Raw genomic sequence first — 22,310 nt, 5'->3', positions numbered from 1 at the left:
AGCTCGGCGCGCTCGGGCAGTAGCGAGCGGACCCGGGCCCCCAGGGAGGACGGGGGAGTGTTCACGAGGCGCCGTTCTCGGCCTCGAGCAGCTCGCCCAGCAGCTCACGCTGTCCGGCGAGCATCTGCGTCAGCAGCCTGCGGGCCGCGCGCAGCAGCTCGGCCACATCCCCGCCGGACAATTCGTAGACCATGGTGGAGCCGTCGCGGTGCGCGCTGACCATCCCCGAACGGCGCAGCACGGCCAGGTGCTGCGACAGGCCCGTCGGCTCGACCTCTATGGCGGCCAGCAGGTCGCGCACGGGCATCGGCCCGTCCTGCAGCAACTCCAGCACCCGGATCCGCACCGGATGACCCAGCAGCCGGAACAGCTCCGCCTTGGCCTTGTACAGCGGCACTGACATCAGGGGGCCTCCTCACCGTCCGGCCCACCCGGCCGTCGCATCTTATGAATTGCGAATATTCGCAATAAGCCAATCGCCAGGGTACCCGGTGGTCGCGCCGGGCCGTCCGGCGGGAGCGACGGGACCCTGGCGTCCCCCGGCCGGCGGATCCGGCGCGACCGATCATCGCGGCGCGTCCCGCCCGACGGCCGGAGCCGCCCGGTGACAGGGCGGGACGTCAAAGGCGCAGACGCGACAGCATCGGCGGCGGTTCGCCGCGGCAGGTGACGGTCAGGCGCCGGGTCGCCCGGGTGATCGCCACGTACAGGTCGTTGCCGCCCATCGGGGACTGGATGAGGATCTCGCCGGGCTCGACGACCACCACGGCGTCGAACTCCAGCCCCTTGGCGGCGGTGACGGTCAGGACCGCGACGGGGGAGTCCAGGACGTCGCCGTCGCGGGGGAAGAGCGCGGTGAGCGCCTCGTGGCGGGCGTCGGGGACGATGACGGCCAGGCGGCCCTCGCCGATCGCGGCGAACTCGTCGCGCACCAGGGCGGTCAGGGCGGCGCGGCCTCCGGGGAGGCCGGGGTCGAGGCGTACGGCGCGCGGGGGAGCGCCGCCGTCGCGCACCGACTCCGGCGGCTGCGAGCCGGGGGCGACCGCCGCGAGGACGTCGGCGGCCACCTCCATGATCTCCGCCGGGGTGCGGTAGTTGACCAGTAGCTGCTCGGTGCGCAGGCGGCCTTCGAGGTAGGGGTCGAGCATCTCGTCCCACGAGCGGGCCCCGGCCGGCGAGCCGGTCTGGGCGAGATCGCCCACGATGGTCAGCGAGCGGGCCGGGACGCGGCGCATCACGGTGCGCCAGGCCATGGCCGACAGTTCCTGCGCCTCGTCCACGATGACGTGGCCGTAGGCCCAGCGGCGGTCGGCGGCGGCCCGCTCGGCGGTGGTGGTCTCCGGGTCCGGCGCGCGGTGGCGGTCGGCCAGCGCGGCGGCCTCCATCATGTCGTCCTCGAACAGGCCGGTGTACTCCAGCACGCCCAGCGCGTACCGCTCGTCGGCCTCGCGTTCGGCCCGCTCACGCTCGGCGCGGGAGAACGTCCCGGCGGCCTCGGCGTCGCCGATGTCCTCGCCCAGCAGCTCGGCCGCCTCGTCCAGCAGCGGGACGTCGCCCGTCGTCCACGGCGCGCCGTACGGACGCAGCAGCGCGGCGCGCTCGGCCGGGGTCAGGCCGGGCGCGGCCGACTCCAGCGCGGCCGGGTCGGACAGCAGGCCGGCGACCAGCTCCTCGGGGGTCAGCGGCGGCCACAGCGCGTCCAGCGCCCGGCGGACCTGCTCATGGGCCCACAGCGCCCGGCGGGCGTGGCGCAGGTCCTCCTCCGTGTCCGGGGCGTCCAGTCGCCGGGCCTCGTCCAGGGCCAGCGCCCTGAGCATGTCCATCACGAACAGCTTGCGGGCGGCGTTGTGCGGCAGACGGGCGTGGGCGGCCCGGTCGCGGGCGCGCACGCAGTCGTCGTGGCCGGCCCGCAACGTCATCCACCGCACGACCACCTCCACGCCGTCGCGCAGCGAGGTGCGCACCGGGACGTCCACCTCCAGGTCGCCGTCGGGGACGCGCCGGCGGTCGCGCAGCGCCGCGGCGAGCACCCGCACCATGCCCAGGTCGCCCTTGAGGGCGGCGGCGACAGGGGAGTCGGCGGCGACGGCGTGCACGCCCGGGTACAGCTGCCCGACCGACGACAGCACCACGTCGGTCTCGCCCAGCGACGGCAGCACCCGGCCGATGTAGCGGGAGAAGGTGGCGTTGGGGCCCACGATGAGGACACCGCGGCGTTCCAGCACGTCGCGGTGGGTGTAGAGCAGGAAGGCCGCCCGGTGCAGGGCGGCGACGGTCTTGCCGGTGCCGGGCCCGCCCTGCACCACCAGCGCGCCCGCCAGTCCGGAGCGGATCACCCGGTCCTGCTCGCGCTGGATGGTGGCCACCACCTCGCCCATCCGCCCGGTACGGCCGCGCCGCAGGGCCGCCAGCAGCGCCGCCTCGCCGACGAGCGCGCGGCGCTCGCCCTCGGCCAGGCGTTCCAGGTCGAACACCTCGTCGTCGAGGCCGACCACGACGCGGTCGCGGGTGTGCAGGTGCCGGCGGCGCACGAGCGTGCCGGGGTCGCCGGGGGTGGCGGTGTAGAAGGGGCGGGCGGCCGGGGCCCGCCAGTCGGTCAGGACGATCTCGCCGTCGGCGTCGCGCAGTCCGGCGCGGCCGATGTAGCGGGTGTCACCGTCGGCGTCGTCGATCCGGCCGAAGCACAGGCCGTGCTCGACGGCCTCCAGGCGGGCCAGGCGGCGGGCGTACTCGCCCGCGGTGACCTCCCGCTCGTAGCGGGCCTGGTGCAGGCCGCCGGTCTCGCGCCCGTATGCCTCCTCCAGCGCGGCGCGGGTGTGCCGCCGGACGGCGTCGAGCCGCTCGTAGGTCCGGGTGACGTAGGCCTGCTCGGCGCGCAGCGCGGCGGCGAGAGCGGATTCGTGTTGACGGATCTCCATCTCTCTGATAAACTCCTAACGAGGAATTCTGAGCTTTTTGAGAGAGGGATTGAGCATAGCGCTCTCCCTTTTCTTCCGCCATTCCGACCGACCGGCTGCCCATCTAAGAGTTCGGTCCCAGCGGCGGCCTGGTCTCCACTCCCGAAGACCTCGACCGGTACTGGCGTAAGGCCCCGCTGAGCCCGGGCGGCCAGGCGGACCGCTTCGGCGCGGCGGTTTCTCCGGAGCCGGAAAGCCCCGGCCGGAACGCGGGACCAACACCCAATTCGTCCCCGACCTCGGTCATGGGAGTTCCGGCGCCGCTCGGCGATCTGCTCGCCGGGCAAGGCGCGTCAGGTGCGCGGATGCCAGGCCGTCGGAACATTCCGGGGCGTAGGCTGCCGATCATGAGCGTTACCCTCAGCGACTCCGCACGGCAGATCCTCGGCGCCCCCAACATCGGCATCCTCGCCACTCTCAACCCCGACGGCAGCCCTCAGACCTCGGTCGTCTGGGTCGGCACCGACGGTGACGACGTGGTGATCTCCTCCCAGGCCGGCAGACGCAAGGTCCTGAACCTGGAACGGGATCCGCGCGCCAGCCTCAGCGTGTTCGACCTTTCGGATCCCGACAGATACATCGAGGTCCGCGGGCTCGCGACGGTCACCGAGGACGAGGGAAGGCGACTGGCGGTGGAGCTGGCGGAGAAGTACGAGGGCGCCGGCGGCGGAGAGGAGTACCTCCGGCTCCCCCCGGAGAACGTGCGCGTGGTGATCCGGATCACGCCGCGACGCGTGCTGGGCCACGCGGCGTGACGGGACCGCAGGACCGAGGTCGGGCAGGGGGCAGGCGAGGCGGACAGGGAGCCGGTTCAGGCGGTTTGCAGCAGCGCGGCCAGATCGTCGGGCAGGGGCATCGGCTGGGTGAGGCTCACGGTGGCGCGGCCGGTGTTGCCCTCGGGGTAGCGGCCCAGGGCGCTGCCGGGCGCGGCGACGATGATCCGGACGACCTGGCCGAACGCCTCGCGCCGGTCGCGCTGGGCGATCGCGAGGGCGAACATGGCGATGTGGTTGCGGGTGTGGGGCCAGGGCCAGGGCTGGGAGATGATGTGCGCGCGCTCCAGGTGCCGCCAGCGCGCCCCGGGCTCGGTGGCGGTGCGGGCGGCGCGCATCTCGGCGCGGTAGGCGCCCCGCACCCGCTCGGGCATCGGACGGCCGATCATCGCTGGTCCTCCCGCGTGTTCTTCTGGATGGGTGAGCAGCAGCCGTCCGCGCAGCCGTCCGCCCCGGACGCGGTGACGGACGCGGTGACGGGCACGGTGTCGTCGGCGGAGAGAGAGGTGGGGGCGGAGGTGGGGACGGCGCAGCAGGCGTCCCCGCGCCAGGCTTCGCGGCCTTCCTTGACCGCGACGGCGGCGATGACCAGGGCGGCGATCGGGTCGGCCCAGGACCAGCCGAACAGGCTGTTGAGCGCCAGCCCGACGAGCAGCACCGCCGACAGGTAGGTGCACAGCAGGGTCTGCTTGGAGTCGGCGACCGCGGAGGCGGAGCCGAGCTCGCGACCGGCGCGGCGCTGGGCGTACGACAGGAACGGCATGATCACCAGGCTGAGGGCGGCCAGGATCAGCCCGGGGGTGGAGTGTTCGGCCTCGCCGACGCCCAGCAGGGCGCGCACGGCGTCGAAGGTGACGTAGGCGGCCAGCGCGAAGAACGACATCGCGATGATCCGCAGCGCGGTCTTCTCCCGCTTCTCGTGGTCGGTGGCGGAGAACTGCCAGGCCACGGCGGCGGCGGAGGCGACTTCCACGATGGAGTCCAGGCCGAAGCCGATCAGGGCGGCCGACGAGGCGACGGTGCCGGCGGTGATGGCCACCGCCGCCTCGATCACGTTGTAGGTGATGGTGGCCGCGACCAGCAACCGGATGCGGCGCCGCAGTAAGGTGCGCCGGTCCGGGGCGGGCAGGTTGAGCGTGGTCATGACACCGTCTTCCCTTCGATCTCGCCTGCCCGCTGGTCGAGGTGTTCCAGGTCGTGGTCGAGTTCGGCCCGCAGCGTGCCGCGCGCGTCGGCTGCGCCGTGAGCGGTGCCGTGCCGGGTGCCGTGGATGGGGGAGAGCACCACGGCGTGGCCGGTGGCGGCCAGCAGATGCTCGGCCGAGGCGAGCAGATCCATCAGCTCGGGGCGGGTCAGGGAGTAGAAGGACTGGCGGCCTTCGGCGCGGTAGTCGACCAGGTCGCAGTCGCGCAGGCAGGCCAGGTGCTTGGAGACCGTGGACTGGGCCAGGCCGAGCTCGCCGACCAGGTCGACCACCCGGGCCTCGCCGCGCGCGAGCCGGGCCACGATGCGCAGCCGGTTCTCATCGGCCAGGGAGTGGAACAGAGCCGCCGCCGGGGAGATGCCGGCGGCGATGTCGGCGCTGACGCAGCGGCCGGCATCATCATCAATCGCCATATGGCGATGATAGCTCGAATTGGGAATGCCGTGGCAAGGGGATGGTGGAGCGGGCATCGAGCCCCGGAGCGTCGATCTTGACAGATATTCCCGATCTCCCCCTATATTGCTCATATGAATAAATATTCAGATGATGGCGTCGTCGCGGTGGACGGCTGCACGGTCAAAGTGGTCGACGCCGACCGGGTCGTCGCCGTACGCGAGCGCATGCCCGCGGCCGAGGACCTGGCCGACACCGCCGACGTCTTCGGCCTGCTGTCGGACCCGAACCGGCTGCGACTGCTGGTCGCGCTGCTGGACGGTGAGCTGTGCGTGTGCGACCTGGCCGCGGTGACCGGCCAGAGCGAGTCGGCCGCCTCCCACGCGCTGCGCCTGCTGCGCGCGCACCGCATCGTCACCGCGCGCCGCGCCGGCCGGATGGCCTACTACCGGCTGGCCGACCCGCACGTGCGGATGCTGCTCGATGTGGCGCTGGCCCACATCGAGCACACCGAGCTCCTCCACCCCGAGCGCGACGGGACCACCTGATGGGCACCGGACACGGACACGGGCACGGACACGCGGGCGGCCGGCACCGGTGGCGGCTGGCGGTCTCCTTCGTCCTGATCGGCGGCTTCTTCGTGGTCGAACTGGTCTTCGGCCTGCTGTCGGGCTCGCTGGCACTGCTGTCGGACGCCGGGCACATGGCCGCCGACGTGGTCACCCTCGGCGCGGCGCTGGTCGCCACCAGGATCGCCACCCGCCCCGACACCACCGGCCGCCGCAGTTACGGCTCCTACCGGGCCGAGATCTTCGCCTCTCTGCTGGCCGTCGTGCTGATGCTGGGCGTCGCGGTCTACGTCGTGACCGAGGCGATCGGCCGCATCGGCCAGAACGCCGAGGTCTCCACCGGGCCGATGCTGATCGTCGGCGCTCTCGGCCTGGCCGTCAACCTGGTCGCGCTGCTCCTGCTGCGTTCCGGCGCCAGCGAAAGCCTCAACGTCAAGGGCGCCTACCTGGAGGTCGTGGCCGACACCGCCGGCTCGGTCGGCGTCATCGCCGCCGGTTGGCTGGTGGCCGCGACCGGGCAGGCGTACTGGGACACCGTCATCGCCCTGGCCATCGGCGCGTTCGTCGCCGTACGGGCGATCTCGCTCGGCCGTCAGGTCTTCGCCGTGCTCGGCCAGCACGTGCCAGAGGGCATCGACGCCTCCGCCGTCGCCGCCGACCTGGCCGCCATCGACGGCGTGCGCGACGTGCACGACCTGCACCTGTGGACCCTCACCTCCGGCATGAACGTGGCCACCGCCCACCTGGTCACCGCCGACCAGAAAGACCACCACGCCGTCCTCGACCAGGCCCGCGACCTGCTGCGCCTTCGTCATGGCGTGGCCCACGCCACGCTGCAGGTGGAACCGGCCGACCACCGCGGCTGCGACGAACTGAACTGGTGAGCCACCTCCAGGCCCACGACACCCACCCCCTCGTTCGGAGAGCCCCCATGGCATCCCCCCTTGCCGGCCCCGCCGCCGTCCGGACCTGGCCTGGATCCGCCGCGAGGATCGCGCCGGTGCCAGGGAGATCGCCCTGGCCATCGCGCTGGGCACCGTGATCGCCGCCCTGGCCATCGGTTTCCTGTTCCTGTGAGGACCGCGCCGACGGCAGGCCGTCCTTCACCGGAAGGCTTCCCAGACCTGCCGTCGGCCCCGGCCGTCCTCACCCGGCACGCGGTGGACGCCGGCCGGGGAGAGGGCTGCGGCCCTCGGCCCGCGACACGGTCTCCGGCCTCCATAGGTGGCGGCATCACCGGCACCCCCGTTCACCTGGGGTTTCGTGGGTACGTTGAAGGCATGGTTCCAACGATCACCCTCAACGACAAGACACAGATCCCGCAGCTGGGTTTCGGCACCTATCTCATCCCGCCCGAGCAGACCGCCGACATCGTCGGCCAGGCCCTGCAGGTCGGCTACCGGCATGTCGACACCGCCCAGATGTACGGCAACGAAGAGGGCGTCGGCCGGGCCATCGCGGCCTCCGGCATCCCCCGCGAGGAGCTGTACGTCACCAGCAAGCTCGCCAACGACAAGCACCGCCCCGACGACGTGCGGCGTTCCTTCGACGAGACGATGGCCAGGCTCGGCCTGGAGCGGCTGGACCTGTTCCTGATGCACTGGCCGCTGCCCACCCTGTACGACGGTGACTACGTCTCGACCTGGAAGGCCATCACCGACCTGGTCGCCGACGGCCGGCTGCGTACCGCGGGCGTGTCGAACTTCCAGCCGGACCACCTCGACCGGATCATCGCCGAGACCGGGGTGGTGCCCGCGGTGAACCAGATCGAGGCGCACCCCTACTTCACCAACGACACCGCGCGCGAGGCGTCCCGCCGCCACGGCGTCGCCGTCGAGGCGTGGAGCCCGCTCGGGCAGGGCGCCGTCCTGAACGACGCGAAGATCGCCGAGATCGCCGCCGACCACGGCAGGAGCGCCTCGCAGATCGTCCTGCGCTGGCACATCCAGCGCGGCGACATCGTCTTCCCCAAGTCGATGCGGCGCGAGCGGATGGCGGAGAACTTCGCCCTGTTCGACTTCTCCCTCACCCCGCAGGAGGTCGACGCGATCAGCTCACTCGACAAGGGCGAGCGGGGACGGGTCGGACCGAATCCGGACACCTTCGACTACCTGCCGGACTGACCTCGCCCGGCGGCCGGGGCCCGGTCACCGCCACCGCGCCGGCCGCCGCCGGGAGGGGGCGGGCCCCGGGTCCGCGATATGATCTCCACTGACACCTGAGCCTCCCCGGTACGGACCCCGTCCACCGAGGAGGCTCTTTTTCATGCCTGGGGCAGCCGTTCCCGGTACGGCCGAGCCCCTTGCGCCGGAGCCGCTTCCCGGGCGGCGAGCCGGGCATCCGGCTTCCGCCGTTCACCGTTCTCACCAAGGAGACCCATGTCAGACCTGCATGTGCCCACCACCGCGGCGGCCGCGGGCACCTGGAAGCTCGGCGACCTGACGGTCAACCGCGTCGGGCTCGGCGCGATGCGCCTCACCGGCAGCGCCGCCTTCGACCTGGGCGTGCCCAGCGACCGGGAACGGTCGATCACCGTACTGCGGCGCGCGGTCGAGCTGGGGGTGAACCACATCGACACCGCCGCGTTCTACTTCTCCTCGCTGCGCTCGGCCAACGAACTGATCAACCGGGCGCTGGCCCCGTACCCGGACGACCTGGTCATCACCACCAAGGTCTGGCCGGGCCGGGACCCGTCGGGGGAGTGGTGGTGGGCCGCTCCGGAGCAGCTGCGCGGCCAGGTCGAGGAGAACCTGCGCCAGCTCGGCCGCGACCACCTGGACGTGGTGAACCTCCGCGTTCCGCCGAGCCGCGGGTCCGGCTCGATCGCCGAGCACTTCGGCGCGCTGGCCGGTCTGCGCGACGCCGGGCTCATCCGCCACCTGGGCGTCTCCAACGTCACGCCCGGCCAGCTGGCCGAGGCCCGGGCCATCGCGCCGGTGGTCTGCGTGCAGAACTCCTACGGCCTCGGCGCGCCGGCCGCCGATCGGGAGTTCCTGCGGGCCTGCGGCGCCCAGGGCGTCGCTTTCGTGCCGTTCTTCGCGATCGCCGGCGCCGGGCGCGAGGCGGGCGCGCTCGGGACCGACGACGAGACGGTGCTCGCCGTGGCGCGCGCGCACGGCGCGACGCCCGCGCAGGTCCGGCTGGCGTGGACCCTCCACCAGGGACCGCACGTGCTGGCCATCCCGGGAACCGGTGACCCCGCTCACCTGGCCGCCAACGTGGCCGCCGGCGAGCTGCGGCTCTCCGACGAGGAGATGGCGGCCCTTTCGGCCGTCGGCGGCGAGCACGGGGCCGGGTGACGGCGGCACGGGGAACCGGACGGCCTCCGGCGGCACGTCAACCGGGTGGCGGTGGCACATGGAGCCGGACGGCCTCCGGCGGCGCTTCAACGGATGCGCGGACGAGACGGTCCCGCGGCGCGACCGGTCAGGCGGCCTTCCCACCGGGGGAGGGCCGCCGGACCGGCCGGTCCGGCACGGGTCAGGGAGTGATGACGGCGAGCTGGTCGACGTAGTCCTCGGTGGCCCAGAGGTTGTCGTCCGGCCCCAGGACGATGTCGAACGGCCCGGCCAGGTTCGTGGGCAGCGGGTATTCATTGATCGTCCCCGCCGTGGTGACGCTGGCGACGTTGCCGCCGACCTGCTCGACGAACCACAGGTTGCCGTCCGGGCCGCTGGTGATGCCCCACGGGAAGCTGTTGGGATCGCTCACCGCGTACTCGGTGAAGACGCCCGAGGTGGTGACGTTGCTCACCTTCCCGTTCCCGTCGGTGTACCACAGGTTGCCGTCGGGGCCGGTGGTGATGCCGATGGGCATCGCCCCGGTGGACGGGACCGTGTACTCGGTGATGGTTCCCGAGGTGGTGATCCGCCCGATCTTCCCGGCGAGGGCCTCGGTGAACCAGATCGCACCGTCCGGTCCCGTGGTGATGCGCATCGGATACGAATCGGCGGCCGGCAGGCTGTACTCGGTGATGGTCCCCGAGGTGGTGATCCGCCCGATCTTGTTGCCGTTGGACTCGGTGAACCACAGGGCGCCGTCGGGGCCGGCGGTGATGGCCCAGACGAAGGCGCCGGGGGTGGACAGGCTGTACTCGGTGATGGTCCCCGAGGTGGTGATCCGCCCGATCTTGTCCGCGTTGGACTCGGTGAACCACAGGGCGCCGTCGGAACCGGTGGTGATGTGGGCCGGTTCGGCGTCGAAGGTGGGGAGGGAGTACTCGGTGAACGCGCCGCCGGTGGTCACGCGGCCGATCTTGTTGGCGTAGTTCTCGGTGAACCAGATCGCGTCGTCCGGCCCGGACGTGAGCCCCACCGGCGTCGACGGGATGGTGGGGATCTGCAGTTCGTCGATCGCCGGAGCGCGCAGCGCCTCGGCCACGCGCCGGGGAGCGGGCCGCGGCGCCGGCCGCGGCGCGGGCGGGTAGTGGCAGCGGATCCCGCGATGCTCCGGCATCCGCTTGAGCGTGAGGCAGAGCTTCACCCAGGGCCGCAGCGGAGACGGCCCTGGCGGGGCGGAGACCGCCGCGGACGCGGGCGCGATCGCCGTCATGGCCAGGGCCAGGGCGACCAGCGGATACCCGAGGCGTCGAGTGCGATGACGCATGACATCCCTTTCAGCAGACGTTCGGCACGGGCGCGGGCCGGTCGCCGGGTCACGCCCGGCGGTCCGAGACACCCCGTGAGACCCCGCGGCGGAGCACCGGGACGTCGAGCGCCGTGGCGCTGTGGAACCGGGGAGTCGTGGGTGCCGCGCCATCGGCACGACCTCGTCCCGGGCGGCGCTCCGGGCGCCGTCGTCGGCCCGTGTCCGGCCCGGCGAACCCAATCTGGCAGGGTCACCGGCCGCCTTCGATCACGCACGGTCCGTGGCCGGTCAGGAAAGCCCCAACTTATCGCGGGCCGGGCCTTCCGGCAGGGCGGCTCAGGCGACGGAGTGGGTGACGACCCCGGTGTAGACGCCGGGGGCGGCGGTGGAGGGGACGGTGACGACGAGCGTCGGCGCCCAGCTCGTGGAGGTGGGGATCCCCACCAGCTTGCGCGAGGTGAACGCGGTCACCGGCGAGGACAGGGCGACCTGCTGGTCGGCCGTCGGCTGCCCGGCGCTCCGGGCGGCGCTGCCGGAGAAGGTGGTGACCGGGCCGGACCAGTAGGCGACGTTGCCTTTCGTGATCGTCTGCGCGGGCGTACCGGACCCGGTGGTGAAGTTCGTGGCCGCCGCGGTCGCCGTCCACGACGGGGTTCCCCCCCGGTTGTCGGCCACGGTCACCGTGCCCATGGACGCGCTGATCGAGTCGCCGGCCGGGCCGCTGCCCAGGTCCACCGATCCGGGCACGGTGATCGTCAGGGTATCGGCGCGCAGGGCGACCGTGGCGATGCGGACGGCCGGCGAGCCCGGGACGGGGCCGGCGGCGGCCGGTGCGGCCAGGACGAGCAGCATCCCGGCCAGGCACGGCGGCACCAGCGGAGCTCTCGCGGAAAAGACGCCGGTACGGGCCTTGCTCATGCCGACTCCTCACAGATGTCTTGGCGACGTGCCCAGGCACCGGTTCGCCGTCGGCGGGAGGACCGATCGACAGCCTAGATCATCGAGGTACGGCCTCCTTCCCCTTCGCCGCCCGGGACAGGTAATCCCCTGGCAATGACCGGGTTGGAAGTCCTGCTCCGGGGCCGCGGGCAGGTGCGGCGGCGGGCGCGGAGCAGGCGGGGGCGGGCGGCGGCGCCGCCCGCCGAAGGCGCGGCCGTCCGATCGGCCGCCCTGCGGCATGGACGGGGTCTGGTGATCCCGCATGACCGCCAAGACTGTACAGGTGGTGATGAAGAGTCGGCAGACACCACATCCAACGGTTCTCCTCGTTGATCTCCCTGTTCAGGATGGGCCGCGTACACAGGTCCTGACGTGGGCCTGGACGGGATGAAAAAGGAGCGGCCATGTCCGCACGCCGTCTCGGCACAGTCTGTTGGGGAGTCACGGGCCTGGTGGCGGCCCTGACGGCCGCGCTGCCCGCCACGGCGGGCACCTGTCCCGCCTCGACCACCTGTTCCACCACGGTGACCTTCACCGTCACCGCCCCCGACGGGCTGACGATCACCGTGCCCAGCGGGCCGGTCAACATCGGCAGCGGAGCCCCGGGCGGGCAGATCAGCGGCCAGCTCGGCTCGATCACGGTGTCGGACCAGCGGGCCACGCTGGCCGCCACCTGGACCGCGTCGGTCGTCGCGGCCACCGGCGGGTTCACCACGGGCGGCGGCACCGCACCGGAGACCATCCCCAACACCGCCGTCCTGTACTGGTCGGGGGCCGCGACCGGCACCACCGGCAGCGGCACCTTCGTGCCCGGCCAGGCCAACGCCGCGGCCGCGCAGTCGCTCGACCTCTCACGCACGGCCTTCAGCAAGACGACCGGCTCCGGCGCGAACTCCGCCACCTGGAACCCGACCGTCGTGATCAACGTCCCCGCCGGCGCGGTCGCCGGCGTCTACACCGGGACGGTGAACCACTCTGTCGCCTGACATCCTCCCGCGGGTGAGCCTGCCGGCCGCGCTGCTCGCGTTCGCGGTGTCCGGCGGGCTCGGCGCGGCGGTCGCGGCCGCCGACCCGCCGCGCCCCCAGGCGAAGGGCGCCATCGGGATCGTCCTGCTGGAGGCGCCGGAGAACCGGATGGACGACCCCCGCGCGCGCATCTTCATCGTCGACCACGTCAACCCGGGAACCACCTTCAGCCGGCGCCTGCAGATCACCAACAGCTCCCCGCGGCGGCAGCACGTGAAGCTGTACGCGGCCGCCGCGGACATCAGACAGGGCAGGTTCACCTTCGCGCCGGGCCGCACCCAGAACGAGCTGACCTCGTGGATCAAGCTCAACCGTCCCGCCGTCGATGTGCCGCCGCACGGCAGCTCGCAGGTGACGGCCACCGTCCGCGTCCCGGAGCCGGCGACCAAGGGCGAGCAGTACGGCGTCATCTGGGCGCAGGTGTCCACCGGGCGGCCGAACGCCAGGCGGAACATCGCGCTGGTCAACCGCGTGGGGATCCGTGTCTATCTCGACGTCGGCCCCGAGGGCGAGCCGCCGTCGCAGTTCCGCATCGGCGAGGTGGTGCCCCATCGCCTGGACGACGGCCGGCCGTCGATCGCGGCGACCGTACGCAATACGGGCGAGCGGGCCATCGACCTGTCCGGGCAGCTCACGCTGTCGGACGGTCCCAGCGGAATACGGGCGGGCCCCTACCAGGTCCCTCCCGGCACGACCCTGGCCCCCGACCAGACGGGCAGGGTGACCATCCCGCTGGGCGACCGGCTTCCGGACGGGCCGTGGAAGTTCCAGCTCACGTTGCGAAGCGGGCGCATCACGCACACCGTCTCGGGCAGCCTGGCCTTCCCGGCCAACCGCGGCCGGGGAAGGCCGGCCGCGCTCGACTCCTCGATGACGACGCTGCTCGCCCTGACCGCGCTGATGGCGCTCGCCGGCGCGGGGACGCTCTTCGTCGTCGCCCGCCGCCAGCGCCCGGCGGCACGCTGACAGGGCGGAGCCGGAGGCGGCGAGCCGGCACGCCCGATCGTCCGGGGTCTCAGGCCGCCGTCACCGTGGACCCCGGCCTGGTCCAGGGCGAGCCGATTTTCGGTTGACCTTTCCCTCAATTGAATATAAACATGACTCCATGGAAAGTGGGGCCAGGCGCCCGTACCGCATGGGCGCCCGCGCCGCGGCCGTGGAGGCCACGCGTGCGCGCGTGCTGGAGGCGGCGGCCGCGCTGTGGACGCGGCGCTGGTACGACGACGTCACGCTGCAGCACATCGCCGACGAGGCGGGAGTGTCGGTGCAGACGATCGTCAACCACTTCGGCGGCAAGGACGGACTGGCCGACGCCGTCGCCGACCAGGTGGCGTCGCAGGCGGAGGTCGCCCGCCAGGCGCCGGTCGGCGATGTGGCGGCGATCGTGGCGACGCTCTTCGCGGACTACGAGCACCGCGGCGACGCCGGCGTGCTCTGGATCGCGCAGATGGACCGTGTCCCGGCGGCCGCCCGGGCGGCCGCCCATGCGCGCGCCCAGCATCGGGCGTGGCTGGAACGGGTCTTCGCCGACCGCCTCCCGGCCCCGGGCCCGGCCCGCGAGCACACGCTGAACCTGCACTACGCCGCCACGGACGTCTACCTGTGGAAACTGTGGCGGCGCGACCTCGGCCTGTCGCGCGAGGACGCCGAACGTGCCATGCGCGACCTGCTGACCTCCATCGACCCCCGAAAGAGACGCGATGCGTAAGGACTTCCTGTTCGCCACCTGGTCCGGTGGCGGAGCCGTGCCGCCCGTCCTGTCGATCGCCCGCGCGCTGCACGAACGCGGCCACGGCGTCCGGGTGCTGGCCGACACGTCACTGCACGAGGAGGTCGCCGCCGCCGGCGTGGAAGCGATCGCCTGGACCACGGCGCCCCAGGGCGACGCCGCCGATCCGGCCAAGGACGTCATCAAGGACTTCGAGGCCCGCACGCCGCTGGGCGCGCTCGCCCGGCTGAGAGACCGCATCGTCTGCGGCCCCGCGGCCCACTACGCCCGGGACACACTGGCCGAGCTGCGGGCCCGCCCGGCCGACGTGCTGGTCGCCGAGCACATGCTGCTCGGCGCGCTCACCGGCGGCGAGGCCACCGGGATCCCGGTGGCCTCGCTGGTGACGACCCTCTATCCGTTCCCCACCCCGGGGGCGCCACCGCCCGGTCTGGGCCTCGCCCCCGCCTCGGGCGCGCTGGGACGTCTGCGCGACCGGGCGCTGGCACGAATGGCCGTCAAACCGTGGGGGAAGGGACTGCCGGCGCTGAACGCCGCCCGTGCCGCACACGGCCTGCCGCCGGTGGCCTCGGTGGTCGAGGCGTTCGACCGCGTCGACCGGCTGCTCGTGCTGTCCCCGCGTGCGCTGGACCACCCCGGCAGGCGCTTCCCCGCGCACCTGCGGCACGTCGGCCCGCGGCTCGACGACCCGGCCTGGGCCGGGAAGCCGGAGCTTCCCGAACTGCCGGAAGGCGACGCGCCCCTGGTCCTGGTCGGCCTGAGCTCATCGTTCATGAACCAGCGCACGCAACTCCAGCGCATCGCCGAAGCCCTCGGCACGCTGCCGGTGCGCGGGCTGCTGACCACCGGCCCGGCCGTGGACCCGGCGACGATCCGCGCGCCCGGCAACGTCCTGGTCACCGCGGCCGCCCCGCACGGCGTCGCGCTGCGCCACGCCGCGGTGACGATCACCCACGCCGGCCACGGGACGGCCGTCAAGTCCCTGGCCGCCGGGGTGCCCCTGGTCTGCGTGCCGCTCGGCCGCGACCAGACGGAGGTGGCGCGGCATGTCGAGCTCGCCGGCGCCGGGATCATCGTGAGCAAGAACGCCTCACCCCGCACGATCGCCCGAGCGGTCGGCCGCGTCCTCCACGAGCCCTCCTACCGTCGCGAGGCGCGGCGGCTGGCGGCCGAGATCGCCGCCGAGACGGCCACCGACCGGGCGGTCGCCGAGCTCGAGGCCCTCACCGGCCGGAACGAGGGTGCCTCCGGAGGCTGACACGGCCGGACACGGCCTGACACGGCCGGACCGCCGGGGCCGTCCCGGACGTCGCCGGGCCCGCCCACCGGCGTCCGGGGGTGTACATCCTGAGCATCCTGCGCAGGGTGTACACCATGTGCGTATGGTGGAGGGCATGACGAACGACGCACTGGGCATCGTCGAGGCGCGCAACAACCTCGGCGTCCTGGTGGCCCGCGCCGCCCACCGCCACGAGGCCACCCGCATCCGCCGCTCCGCCGGCGAACGCGCCGTCCTCATCTCCGAAGAGGAGTACGAGGAGTTGCTGCGCCTGCGCCGGGAACGGGAGATCGCCGGCGTCACCGCGGCGATCGCCGCCCACGACCGCGGCGAGACGGACATGGCGGCCTACGACAGCGCGGCCGACCTGTACGCCGACCTCGACCTGCCCGCCCCGGGCGGGCGCTCTTGAAGCACCGCCTCCTGCTCACCCCCGCCGTACGGGAACTCCTGCGCGCGGCCGCGCCCGGCCTGCGCGCCACGATCGCCGACACCCTGCTCGACCTCACCGCCGACCCCGAGCCCATCGGGGCCCGGCCGTACGGCGGCATCCCGGACGCCTTCGAGTTCCGCGCCGAGACGTTCCGCCTGGTCTACACCCGGGGCGGCGACCACGTGTCGGTGTGGGTCCTGCAGGTCAACACCTGACCCACGCGGGTCCGTCCGTACCCGCCGTCACCGAGACGCCGGGCGAGGTGGAACACGCCGGGAAGGCCGTTCACGGCGCCGCCCTCGGATGCACCGAGGGCGGGCCCGGCGAGAACGGCCACCCCCGCCGGGCCCGGCCGGAAGGGGGTCAGCGGCTCAGCGCGCCGACGGCCGCCAGCATCTCATGTGACCGCTCGGGGTAGGGCTCGAGTCCGGGGGCGACCGGCCGCCAGTCCGCGGGCGGGACGAGACCCGGGGGCAGGAGGTCGAACCCGTCGAACAGCGCGTTGATCTCGGCGCGGGTGCGGAGGTTGACGGGGCTGCTGGTCCGCTGGTAGATGGCCTCTCCGATCTTGATCTCCTCCTCCGACATGGTCTCGGAGCAGGCGTGGGTGACGACCAGGTGGCTGCCCGGGGCCAGGGCGTCGCGCAGGGAGGAGATGATGGCCTGGGCGTCTCCGGGAACGAAGTGCAGGACCGCGACGGCGATCAGCCCGATCGGCCGGTCGAAGTCGAGGGTGGCGCGCACCCGTGAGTGTTCCAGGATCTTCTCGGGGTCGCGCAGGTCCCCTTCGACGGTGACCACGCCGTCACCGTCGACGGTCGCCTGGCGGTGCGACACCACGGTGGGGTCGTTGTCGACGTAGACGACGCGGGCGTCCGGGTGGAGGGCGCGGGCGACGTCGTGGACGTTGGGATGGACCGGGAGCCCCGAACCGAGGTCGAGGAACTGGGTGACGCCGGTCGCGGCGATCTCCCGGACGGCGCGCAGGAGGAACCCGCGGTTGGCGCGGCCGGCGTCGCGGACACTGGGGAACGCGCCGACGAGCGTGTCGGCGGCTTCGCGATCCGCCCCGTCGATGTCCGCGCTGCCGAGCAGGTGGGCGTAGATACGGGCGGAGCTGGGCCGTGATCCATCGGTGGGGTGTGCCATCGGGGGCCTTTCGCGTGCGGGGGCCGGCGGTCGGTGCTGCGAAGATCGTCGCCGATGCCCCGCCGGGATCGCAGGCTTTTCCAGGGACCGGCGCGACCCGTACAGGCCCTGCGCGGCCGCCGCTGGTACGTTCGCGTCACCGGACAGCGGCACTGGACAGCGGTGCCGGACAGAAGTGCCGGATCCGGGGAAGAGACGCCGTGGCGCGGCCGACGAAGGAGTGGCATGACCGGCTCGTGGGGGTGGGACCTGCTACTGGGCGTCGCCGCCGCGCTGGCGCTGACGTGGGTGGCACTGGTGGCCGTACTGGTCGCGGTACGGCCGCGCGGCGATCTGCTGCGCGAGGCACTGCGGCTGCTGCCGGACGTGCTGCGTCTTGTGCGCCGGCTGGCCGCCGACCCGGAACTGCCGCGCGGCGTGCGGATCAGGCTCGCCCTGCTCCTGGCCTACCTGGCCTTCCCCCTGGACCTGGTGCCGGACTTCATCCCGGTCCTGGGCTACGCCGACGACGCCATCGTCGTCACCGCGACGCTGCGCTCGGTGGTGCGCCGAGCCGGGCTGCCCGCGGTGCGCCGCCACTGGCCCGGCACCGAGGACGGCTTCGCCGTACTGTGCCGGCTGGCCGGGCTGACGGAGGGGCCCGGTCGTGTCCATGGCGACGCCGCGCGTCACGACTCGGAGGCCTGAACCCGGCGTCGTCGACCATCCCAACGCGCGCACCCCGCTGCGCCGCACGGCCACGACCGTGGCCGGCACCCCGGGACGCCGGCCTCGTTCGCTGCGGGAGCTCCTCGGGCAGACCCGCGGCGCGACGGGAGGTCCCCGGCCTTCAGGCCCGCGCCCCCGGCCCCCGGCCCCCGTCTCCGGGCCCGGGGACGCGGACCCGGACGAGGGCCGTACCGGATCTCATCCGGCGTCGGGGGAGGTGAGGCGGGCGAGGACGACACCGCCGATGATCAGGGACAACGCGGCCAGGCGGCCGGCCGTGACCGGGTCACGGTGGACCACGATGCCGAGAACGATCGCGCCGACCGCGCCGATGCCGGTGAAGACGGCATAGGCCGTGCCGACGGGCAGCGTCTCCATCGCCCGCGACAACAGGTAGACCGCGACGACGGCCAGCGCCAGGCACAGCAGGGTGGGCAGCGGCCTGGTGAAGTTGTCGGTCGGCTTGATGCTCTGCGACCAGGCGATCTCCACCAGCCCGGCCGCCACCAGCAGGATCCAGCTCGTGTTCATGACGGCCTGTGCTCACTGCGACGCTGCGCGTCGCGGCTCGGGGGCTGGAACCCGATGTCTTCCCTCGTCACTCCGTCGCTCCGCTCCTGCGTTCCTCAGTCCAGACACCGGCGCCCCTCGCTGTGTTCATTGCGACACTTCGTGTCGCGGCTCGGGGCTCTTGGTCCGGTGTCTTCCCTCGTCGTTCGCTCGCTGCGCTCGTTCTCTTCTCAGTCCAGACACCGGCGCCCCCTCGCGGGCTCATTGCGACACTTCGTGTCGCGGCTCGGGGGCTGGAACCCGGTGCCTTCCCTCGCGGGTCAGTTCGCGGGCCAGGTGGCGTATGGCGACCTCGGCCGCGTCGCGGGAGGCGGCGTGCTCACCGCGCAGGTGGTCCAGCGCCGGATCGACCAGCGAGTTGGTCAGTTCGGTGCTGACGAACACCGCGTCGTCGATGCCGAAGTGCCCGGCGAAGAAGTCGCGCAGGTAGCGCTCCTGGTGGTCGTACGGCTCACGCGGCGTACCGGGCCCGTAGGCGCCGCCGCGCGCGGAGGCCACGACGAAGCGCCGCCCGGCCAGGGACATGCGGGGGAAGGTGATCTGGTCGATCCACGCCTTGAGCGCGGCGGGGATCGAGAAGTTGTACATCGGGGTGCCGATCAGCACGACGTCGGCGGCGACCACCTCCTCCAGCAGCGGCTGCAGGACGGCCCAGGCGGCGGCCTGCTCGGGGGTGCGGACCGCCTCGCCGTAACGGCCGATGTCGGTGATGGCGTGGCGCAGGACGTGGTCGCACAGCTCGGTCCACGCCTGGCCGATCGGAGGCACGGGGTCGGCGGCCAGGTCGCGGTAGGTGACCTCACCGCCCGCGGCCCGCCACTCCTCGGCGAAGGCGGCGCTCAGCGCTCGGGAGAAGGACGCGCGGCGGGCGCTGGCGTCCAGGTGCAGCAGTCGGGGCATCACGGATTCCTCTCAAACGGACACTCCGTCCGGTTGAGAGGACTGTAGCACAACCGGACATGGTGTCCACTTGGCTAGAATCGGAGGTGTGACGCCACGGACCGATCCGCCGAACGACACCGCCGCGCGACCGCGCGAGCGCACTGACCTGCTGACCGACGCCTCCACGCGGCCACGCGAGCGGGCCGACGCCGCACGCAACCGGGAGAAGGTGCTCGCCGCCGCCGAGCGGCTGTTCGCCGAGCGCCGCCCGGTGACCATGGAGGAGATCGCCCGGGCCGCCGGGGTGGGGCGGGGCACGCTCTACCGCCGCTACCCCGACCCGGCGTCGATCGCGCTGGCCCTGCTCGACGAGCACGAGCGCGGGCTGCAGGAAAAGCTGCTGCGCGGCGACCCTCCGCTCGGGCCGGGCGCACCGCCGGCCGAGCGGCTGGCCGCGTTCTACGACGCGATGACGGAGCTGCTGGAGCGACACGGGCATCTGCTGCTCGGCGCGGAGACCGGCGCCTCGCGCTTCGCCACCGGAGCCTACGGTTTCTGGCGCGCGCACGTGCGGTCCCTGGTCGTGGCCGCCGGGGTGCCCGGACCGGACGTGCTCGCCGACACGCTCCTGGCCCCGTTGGGGCCGGAGGTCTACGACCTGCAGCGACGCAACGGCGTGCCGCGCGAGGAGGTCGCGTCCGCCCTGGCCGGGATCGCCCGTGCGGTCCTGGCACCGTCCTGACCGGCGCCGCCGCCCTCACCGTGGTCGCGAGACGCGCGGCTGCGGCCTGTGATCGCGGGCCCGGACCGGAGCCGGCCACCGCTGTCACCGGGCGGAGACCGTACGGTCACCATGATCACTATGATCACCGCGGTCACCGCGGGCGCCGTGCGCCGTCTTCCGGGTCGCCGGCCGCGAGGCGGGCAGCAGGGCCGCCGGGAGGACGGCGAGGGCGGTGAGCGCCGCCAGCGTGAACATGACGGGGTCCGCGGCCCGGCCGGGGACCGCCGCGGGTGTCCCGGCCGCGACGGCGGGCATGAGGCCCGCGGCCACGGCGGTGCCGAGGGCGGTGCCGATGTTGCCGGCGGTCTGCTTGAGGCCGCCGACGACCCCGGCGTACCCGGCGGGCGCGTCGCCGACGACGGTGCCGGTGGCGGTGACCATCACGGCGGCGAAGCCCGCGCCGAGGACGGCGAAGCCCGCCCCGGCCGTCCACCCGTCGAGCGGGAAGGACAGCGCCGCGATGCCCGACGCCGCCAGGAGCACGCCGGTGACGGCGGTGCGGCGCGCCCCGTACCGGCCGAGTGCGGCGCCGGCGACGGGGGCGCCGACGACCATGAGCACGGTCAGCGGCAGGGCGCGCAGGCTGCCGGCCAGCGCGTCGAGCCCGAGCAGGTCCTGCAGGCGGAACGTGGCCGAGAACAGCGCGCCGAACATGCCGGCCGCGGTGACCAGCAGCATCGCCATCGACGCGGTCACCGGCGTCGACCGGGCCACGGCGCGGGGCACGATCGGGTGGCCGGCCCGGCGTTCGTGCGCGGCGAACGCGACCATGGCCGCCGCGGCCGTGAGGAGCCCGAGCAGCGTCGGCGCGGCGCTCCAGCCGCGGCCCGGCGCCTGCGACAGCGTGCCGGTCAGCACGGCCAGGGCGAGTGCGATCAGCGCCGCGCCGCCGGCGTCCAGCCGTTCCGCCGCCGCACGCGGCGCACGCGGCGTGCGCACCGCCAGGGCGAGCGCGGCGGTGGCGAGTGCGAGGGGGATGTTGATGACGAACACCGAGCGCCAGCCCAGGTGCGCGACGAGGAACCCGCCGAGGACCGGGCCCGCCGCCGAGGCGACGCCGATGGCGGCGGTGCGCAGGGCGACCGGTCTGGCGAGCCGGTCGCCGGGGTAGGCCAGGCGCAGCAGCGCGAGCGTCGCCGGCTGCAGCAGCGCGGCGAACACGCCCTGGACGGCGCGCAGGCCGATCAGCCAGCCGGCGGTGGGTGCGAAGGCGATGGCGGCCGAGGCGGCCCCGAACCCGAGCGTGCCGATGACCAGCAGCCGGACGTGCCCGTGGCGGTCGCCGAGGCGGCCGGCCAGGACCAGCAGCGCGGCCACCGCGACCAGGTAGGCGGTGCCGGCCCACTGCGCCTGCGCCAGGTCGGCGCCCAGTTCGCGACGCAGGCTGGGTTGCGCGGCCAGCAGCACGGTGCCGTCCAGCGCGACGATGGCCGCGCCGGCCACGCTCGCCGTCAGCGCCAGGCGGCGTCGTACGGCGCCGCTCACCGGGGGGCCGGCCCGAGGTGGGCCTCCAGGACCGCCTCGACGAGCCGGTCGAGGCGACCGGTGTCGGCGGGCGCGGCGTCGAGCATCAGCGGCAGGCTTCCCCAGCTCCACAGCTGGGCGAGACCGTGCAGGTTCGCCCACAGGGCGGCGGCCGTCACCTCCGGCGGCTCGGCGTCCCCTTCCCGGCCCCCGGGACCGGTCCCTTCGTGCCCCTTCCGCTCAGCCCGGTGCCGGGCGACGAGTTCGACGAGGCCGACGAGTTCACGGAACAGGGGCCGCGTCGTCTCCCGCAGCCGCGGCCGCTCCGGCGCGGAACCGCCCGCCTCACCGTTCTCCCGGCCGGGCGCGCGGTCATCCGTACGGTCGCCCGGGTGCCCGCCGGCCCGGTCATCGGCCCCGCCGCCAGCCGGGACGGCGGCCGGGCCGTCGCCGTCGAGCAGGTCGTGGCGGAACATCAGCTCGAACATGCCGCGGTTCTCGACGGCGTAGGCGACGTAGGCCGCACCGATCGCCCGCAGCCGCTCGCGCGGCGTCGCCGTGCCCTCACCGGCGGCGGCGAAGCGGGCGGCGAGGTCGGCGAACCCGCGGTGGGCGATCGCCGACAGCAGCGCGTGGTGGGTGGGGAAGTACCGGCGCGGCGCGCCGTGTGACACCCCGGCCCGGCGGGCGATCTCCCGCAGGCCCACCGAGGCGCTGCCCCCGGCCGTCACGAGTTCCACACCGGCGTCGACCAGCCGCTCCCGCAGGGAGCCCTCAGAATCCATAGACACTGTCTACCACCCCCTTGTAGACAGTGTCTACAGAAGATCGGCCTCGGCCGCGGGAAACCCCGCGCGGCGCCGA

Annotated in this window: 25 protein-coding genes; 13 read left to right on the top strand and 12 right to left on the bottom strand. The window is 73.6% G+C overall.

Annotation, left to right across the window (positions count from 1 at the left end; genetic code table 11):
• Positions 1 to 61: 61 nt before the first annotated feature.
• Positions 62 to 403 carry an ArsR/SmtB family transcription factor gene (locus ACQP10_RS17450; protein ID WP_346021675.1) on the bottom strand — a complete coding sequence of 114 codons (342 nt, stop codon included), beginning with the start codon at positions 401 to 403 and terminating at the stop codon, positions 62 to 64.
• A 217-nt stretch (positions 404 to 620) separates the two neighbouring features.
• Positions 621 to 2,918, bottom strand: coding sequence for a HelD family protein (locus ACQP10_RS17445; protein ID WP_390001730.1), 2,298 nt, complete (start codon positions 2,916 to 2,918; stop codon positions 621 to 623).
• 386 nt (positions 2,919 to 3,304) lie between these two features.
• Here ACQP10_RS17445 and ACQP10_RS17440 point away from each other — a divergent pair, with 386 nt between their 5' ends.
• Positions 3,305 to 3,712 carry a PPOX class F420-dependent oxidoreductase gene (locus ACQP10_RS17440; protein WP_390001728.1) on the top strand — a complete coding sequence of 136 codons (408 nt, stop codon included), beginning with the start codon at positions 3,305 to 3,307 and terminating at the stop codon, positions 3,710 to 3,712.
• Between the two features lie 56 nt (positions 3,713 to 3,768).
• Here the strand turns inward: ACQP10_RS17440 and ACQP10_RS17435 are convergent, their stop codons facing one another.
• Genes ACQP10_RS17435 through ACQP10_RS17425 form a run of 3 tightly spaced genes read right to left on the bottom strand, consistent with a single transcriptional unit; the run spans position 3,769 to position 5,347 of the window.
• Complete coding sequence (locus ACQP10_RS17435; RefSeq protein ID WP_346021678.1) at positions 3,769 to 4,119, bottom strand: DUF3703 domain-containing protein; 351 nt, start codon at positions 4,117 to 4,119, stop codon at positions 3,769 to 3,771.
• Positions 4,116 to 4,874, bottom strand: a complete 759-nt coding sequence (locus ACQP10_RS17430) for a cation transporter (protein ID WP_399500676.1) — start codon at positions 4,872 to 4,874, stop codon at positions 4,116 to 4,118. The genes ACQP10_RS17435 and ACQP10_RS17430 overlap by 4 nt, the downstream gene beginning before the upstream one ends.
• Positions 4,871 to 5,347 (bottom strand): ArsR/SmtB family transcription factor, encoded by a 477-nt coding sequence (locus ACQP10_RS17425; RefSeq protein ID WP_399500675.1) that lies wholly within the window; start codon positions 5,345 to 5,347, stop codon positions 4,871 to 4,873. The genes ACQP10_RS17430 and ACQP10_RS17425 overlap by 4 nt, the downstream gene beginning before the upstream one ends.
• Before the next feature lie 114 nt (positions 5,348 to 5,461).
• Here ACQP10_RS17425 and ACQP10_RS17420 point away from each other — a divergent pair, with 114 nt between their 5' ends.
• The 4 genes from ACQP10_RS17420 to ACQP10_RS17405 all read left to right on the top strand — a co-directional run bounded on the left by ACQP10_RS17420 (position 5,462) and on the right by ACQP10_RS17405 (position 9,195).
• On the top strand, positions 5,462 to 5,875 hold the full coding sequence (locus tag ACQP10_RS17420) for an ArsR/SmtB family transcription factor (RefSeq protein WP_346021681.1): 414 nt from the start codon (positions 5,462 to 5,464) through the stop codon (positions 5,873 to 5,875).
• Complete coding sequence (locus ACQP10_RS17415) at positions 5,875 to 6,780, top strand: cation diffusion facilitator family transporter (RefSeq protein ID WP_433541726.1); 906 nt, start codon at positions 5,875 to 5,877, stop codon at positions 6,778 to 6,780. The genes ACQP10_RS17420 and ACQP10_RS17415 overlap by 1 nt, the downstream gene beginning before the upstream one ends.
• Before the next feature lie 396 nt (positions 6,781 to 7,176).
• Complete coding sequence (locus tag ACQP10_RS17410) at positions 7,177 to 8,019, top strand: aldo/keto reductase (protein WP_346021683.1); 843 nt, start codon at positions 7,177 to 7,179, stop codon at positions 8,017 to 8,019.
• Between the two features lie 255 nt (positions 8,020 to 8,274).
• Positions 8,275 to 9,195, top strand: coding sequence for an oxidoreductase (locus tag ACQP10_RS17405; RefSeq protein ID WP_399500673.1), 921 nt, complete (start codon positions 8,275 to 8,277; stop codon positions 9,193 to 9,195).
• Between the two features lie 181 nt (positions 9,196 to 9,376).
• Here the strand turns inward: ACQP10_RS17405 and ACQP10_RS17400 are convergent, their stop codons facing one another.
• On the bottom strand, positions 9,377 to 10,501 hold the full coding sequence (locus tag ACQP10_RS17400; protein ID WP_399500672.1) for a Vgb family protein: 1,125 nt from the start codon (positions 10,499 to 10,501) through the stop codon (positions 9,377 to 9,379).
• 318 nt (positions 10,502 to 10,819) lie between these two features.
• Positions 10,820 to 11,401 carry a hypothetical protein gene (locus ACQP10_RS17395; RefSeq protein WP_392571745.1) on the bottom strand — a complete coding sequence of 194 codons (582 nt, stop codon included), beginning with the start codon at positions 11,399 to 11,401 and terminating at the stop codon, positions 10,820 to 10,822.
• Between the two features lie 473 nt (positions 11,402 to 11,874).
• On the opposite strand from ACQP10_RS17395, the gene ACQP10_RS17390 reads away from it, so the two are divergent.
• The 6 genes from ACQP10_RS17390 to ACQP10_RS17365 all read left to right on the top strand — a co-directional run bounded on the left by ACQP10_RS17390 (position 11,875) and on the right by ACQP10_RS17365 (position 16,104).
• Positions 11,875 to 12,408 carry a hypothetical protein gene (locus tag ACQP10_RS17390; RefSeq protein WP_433541725.1) on the top strand — a complete coding sequence of 178 codons (534 nt, stop codon included), beginning with the start codon at positions 11,875 to 11,877 and terminating at the stop codon, positions 12,406 to 12,408.
• A gap of 13 nt (positions 12,409 to 12,421) precedes the next feature.
• Positions 12,422 to 13,414 (top strand): hypothetical protein, encoded by a 993-nt coding sequence (locus ACQP10_RS17385; protein ID WP_179823591.1) that lies wholly within the window; start codon positions 12,422 to 12,424, stop codon positions 13,412 to 13,414.
• Between the two features lie 139 nt (positions 13,415 to 13,553).
• Positions 13,554 to 14,156, top strand: coding sequence for a TetR/AcrR family transcriptional regulator (locus ACQP10_RS17380; protein ID WP_392571743.1), 603 nt, complete (start codon positions 13,554 to 13,556; stop codon positions 14,154 to 14,156).
• Positions 14,149 to 15,435 carry a glycosyltransferase gene (locus tag ACQP10_RS17375; RefSeq protein WP_433541724.1) on the top strand — a complete coding sequence of 429 codons (1,287 nt, stop codon included), beginning with the start codon at positions 14,149 to 14,151 and terminating at the stop codon, positions 15,433 to 15,435. Before ACQP10_RS17380 ends, ACQP10_RS17375 begins: the two co-directional genes overlap by 8 nt.
• Positions 15,436 to 15,571: 136 nt before the next feature.
• The gene (locus ACQP10_RS17370; RefSeq protein WP_179823597.1) at positions 15,572 to 15,868 is read left to right on the top strand and encodes a type II toxin-antitoxin system prevent-host-death family antitoxin; all 297 of its coding nucleotides are present in this window, start codon (positions 15,572 to 15,574) and stop codon (positions 15,866 to 15,868) included.
• Positions 15,865 to 16,104, top strand: coding sequence for a type II toxin-antitoxin system RelE family toxin (locus ACQP10_RS17365; protein WP_179823599.1), 240 nt, complete (start codon positions 15,865 to 15,867; stop codon positions 16,102 to 16,104). Before ACQP10_RS17370 ends, ACQP10_RS17365 begins: the two co-directional genes overlap by 4 nt.
• A gap of 148 nt (positions 16,105 to 16,252) precedes the next feature.
• Here ACQP10_RS17365 and ACQP10_RS17360 read toward each other — a convergent pair whose 3' ends face one another.
• Positions 16,253 to 17,038 carry an SAM-dependent methyltransferase gene (locus ACQP10_RS17360; protein WP_346021691.1) on the bottom strand — a complete coding sequence of 262 codons (786 nt, stop codon included), beginning with the start codon at positions 17,036 to 17,038 and terminating at the stop codon, positions 16,253 to 16,255.
• Between the two features lie 225 nt (positions 17,039 to 17,263).
• On the opposite strand from ACQP10_RS17360, the gene ACQP10_RS17355 reads away from it, so the two are divergent.
• On the top strand, positions 17,264 to 17,725 hold the full coding sequence (locus ACQP10_RS17355; RefSeq protein WP_399500671.1) for a YkvA family protein: 462 nt from the start codon (positions 17,264 to 17,266) through the stop codon (positions 17,723 to 17,725).
• Positions 17,726 to 17,944: 219 nt separating this feature from the next.
• Here ACQP10_RS17355 and ACQP10_RS17350 read toward each other — a convergent pair whose 3' ends face one another.
• Entirely contained in the window at positions 17,945 to 18,277 is a 333-nt protein-coding gene (locus tag ACQP10_RS17350) for a DMT family transporter (RefSeq protein ID WP_179823605.1), read from the bottom strand.
• A gap of 240 nt (positions 18,278 to 18,517) precedes the next feature.
• Complete coding sequence (locus ACQP10_RS17345) at positions 18,518 to 19,216, bottom strand: FMN-dependent NADH-azoreductase (protein ID WP_433541723.1); 699 nt, start codon at positions 19,214 to 19,216, stop codon at positions 18,518 to 18,520.
• 88 nt (positions 19,217 to 19,304) lie between these two features.
• Between ACQP10_RS17345 and ACQP10_RS17340 the strand changes: the two genes are divergently transcribed.
• Complete coding sequence (locus tag ACQP10_RS17340; protein WP_390001696.1) at positions 19,305 to 19,940, top strand: TetR/AcrR family transcriptional regulator; 636 nt, start codon at positions 19,305 to 19,307, stop codon at positions 19,938 to 19,940.
• 84 nt (positions 19,941 to 20,024) lie between these two features.
• Here the strand turns inward: ACQP10_RS17340 and ACQP10_RS17335 are convergent, their stop codons facing one another.
• Together ACQP10_RS17335 and ACQP10_RS17330 are read right to left on the bottom strand one after the other, a co-directional pair.
• A complete protein-coding gene (locus ACQP10_RS17335; protein ID WP_399500669.1) occupies positions 20,025 to 21,467 on the bottom strand; it encodes an MFS transporter in 1,443 nt (480 codons plus the stop codon).
• Positions 21,464 to 22,231 (bottom strand): TetR/AcrR family transcriptional regulator, encoded by a 768-nt coding sequence (locus tag ACQP10_RS17330; RefSeq protein ID WP_390001692.1) that lies wholly within the window; start codon positions 22,229 to 22,231, stop codon positions 21,464 to 21,466. The genes ACQP10_RS17335 and ACQP10_RS17330 overlap by 4 nt, the downstream gene beginning before the upstream one ends.
• Positions 22,232 to 22,310 lie beyond the last annotated feature (79 nt).

Source organism: Streptosporangium sandarakinum, from assembly GCF_050942225.1.
GTDB classification, from domain to species: domain Bacteria; phylum Actinomycetota; class Actinomycetes; order Streptosporangiales; family Streptosporangiaceae; genus Streptosporangium; species Streptosporangium nondiastaticum.
The sequence above is the reverse complement of the archived record's forward strand: the minus strand, read 5'-3'. Positions and strand labels throughout refer to the sequence as shown.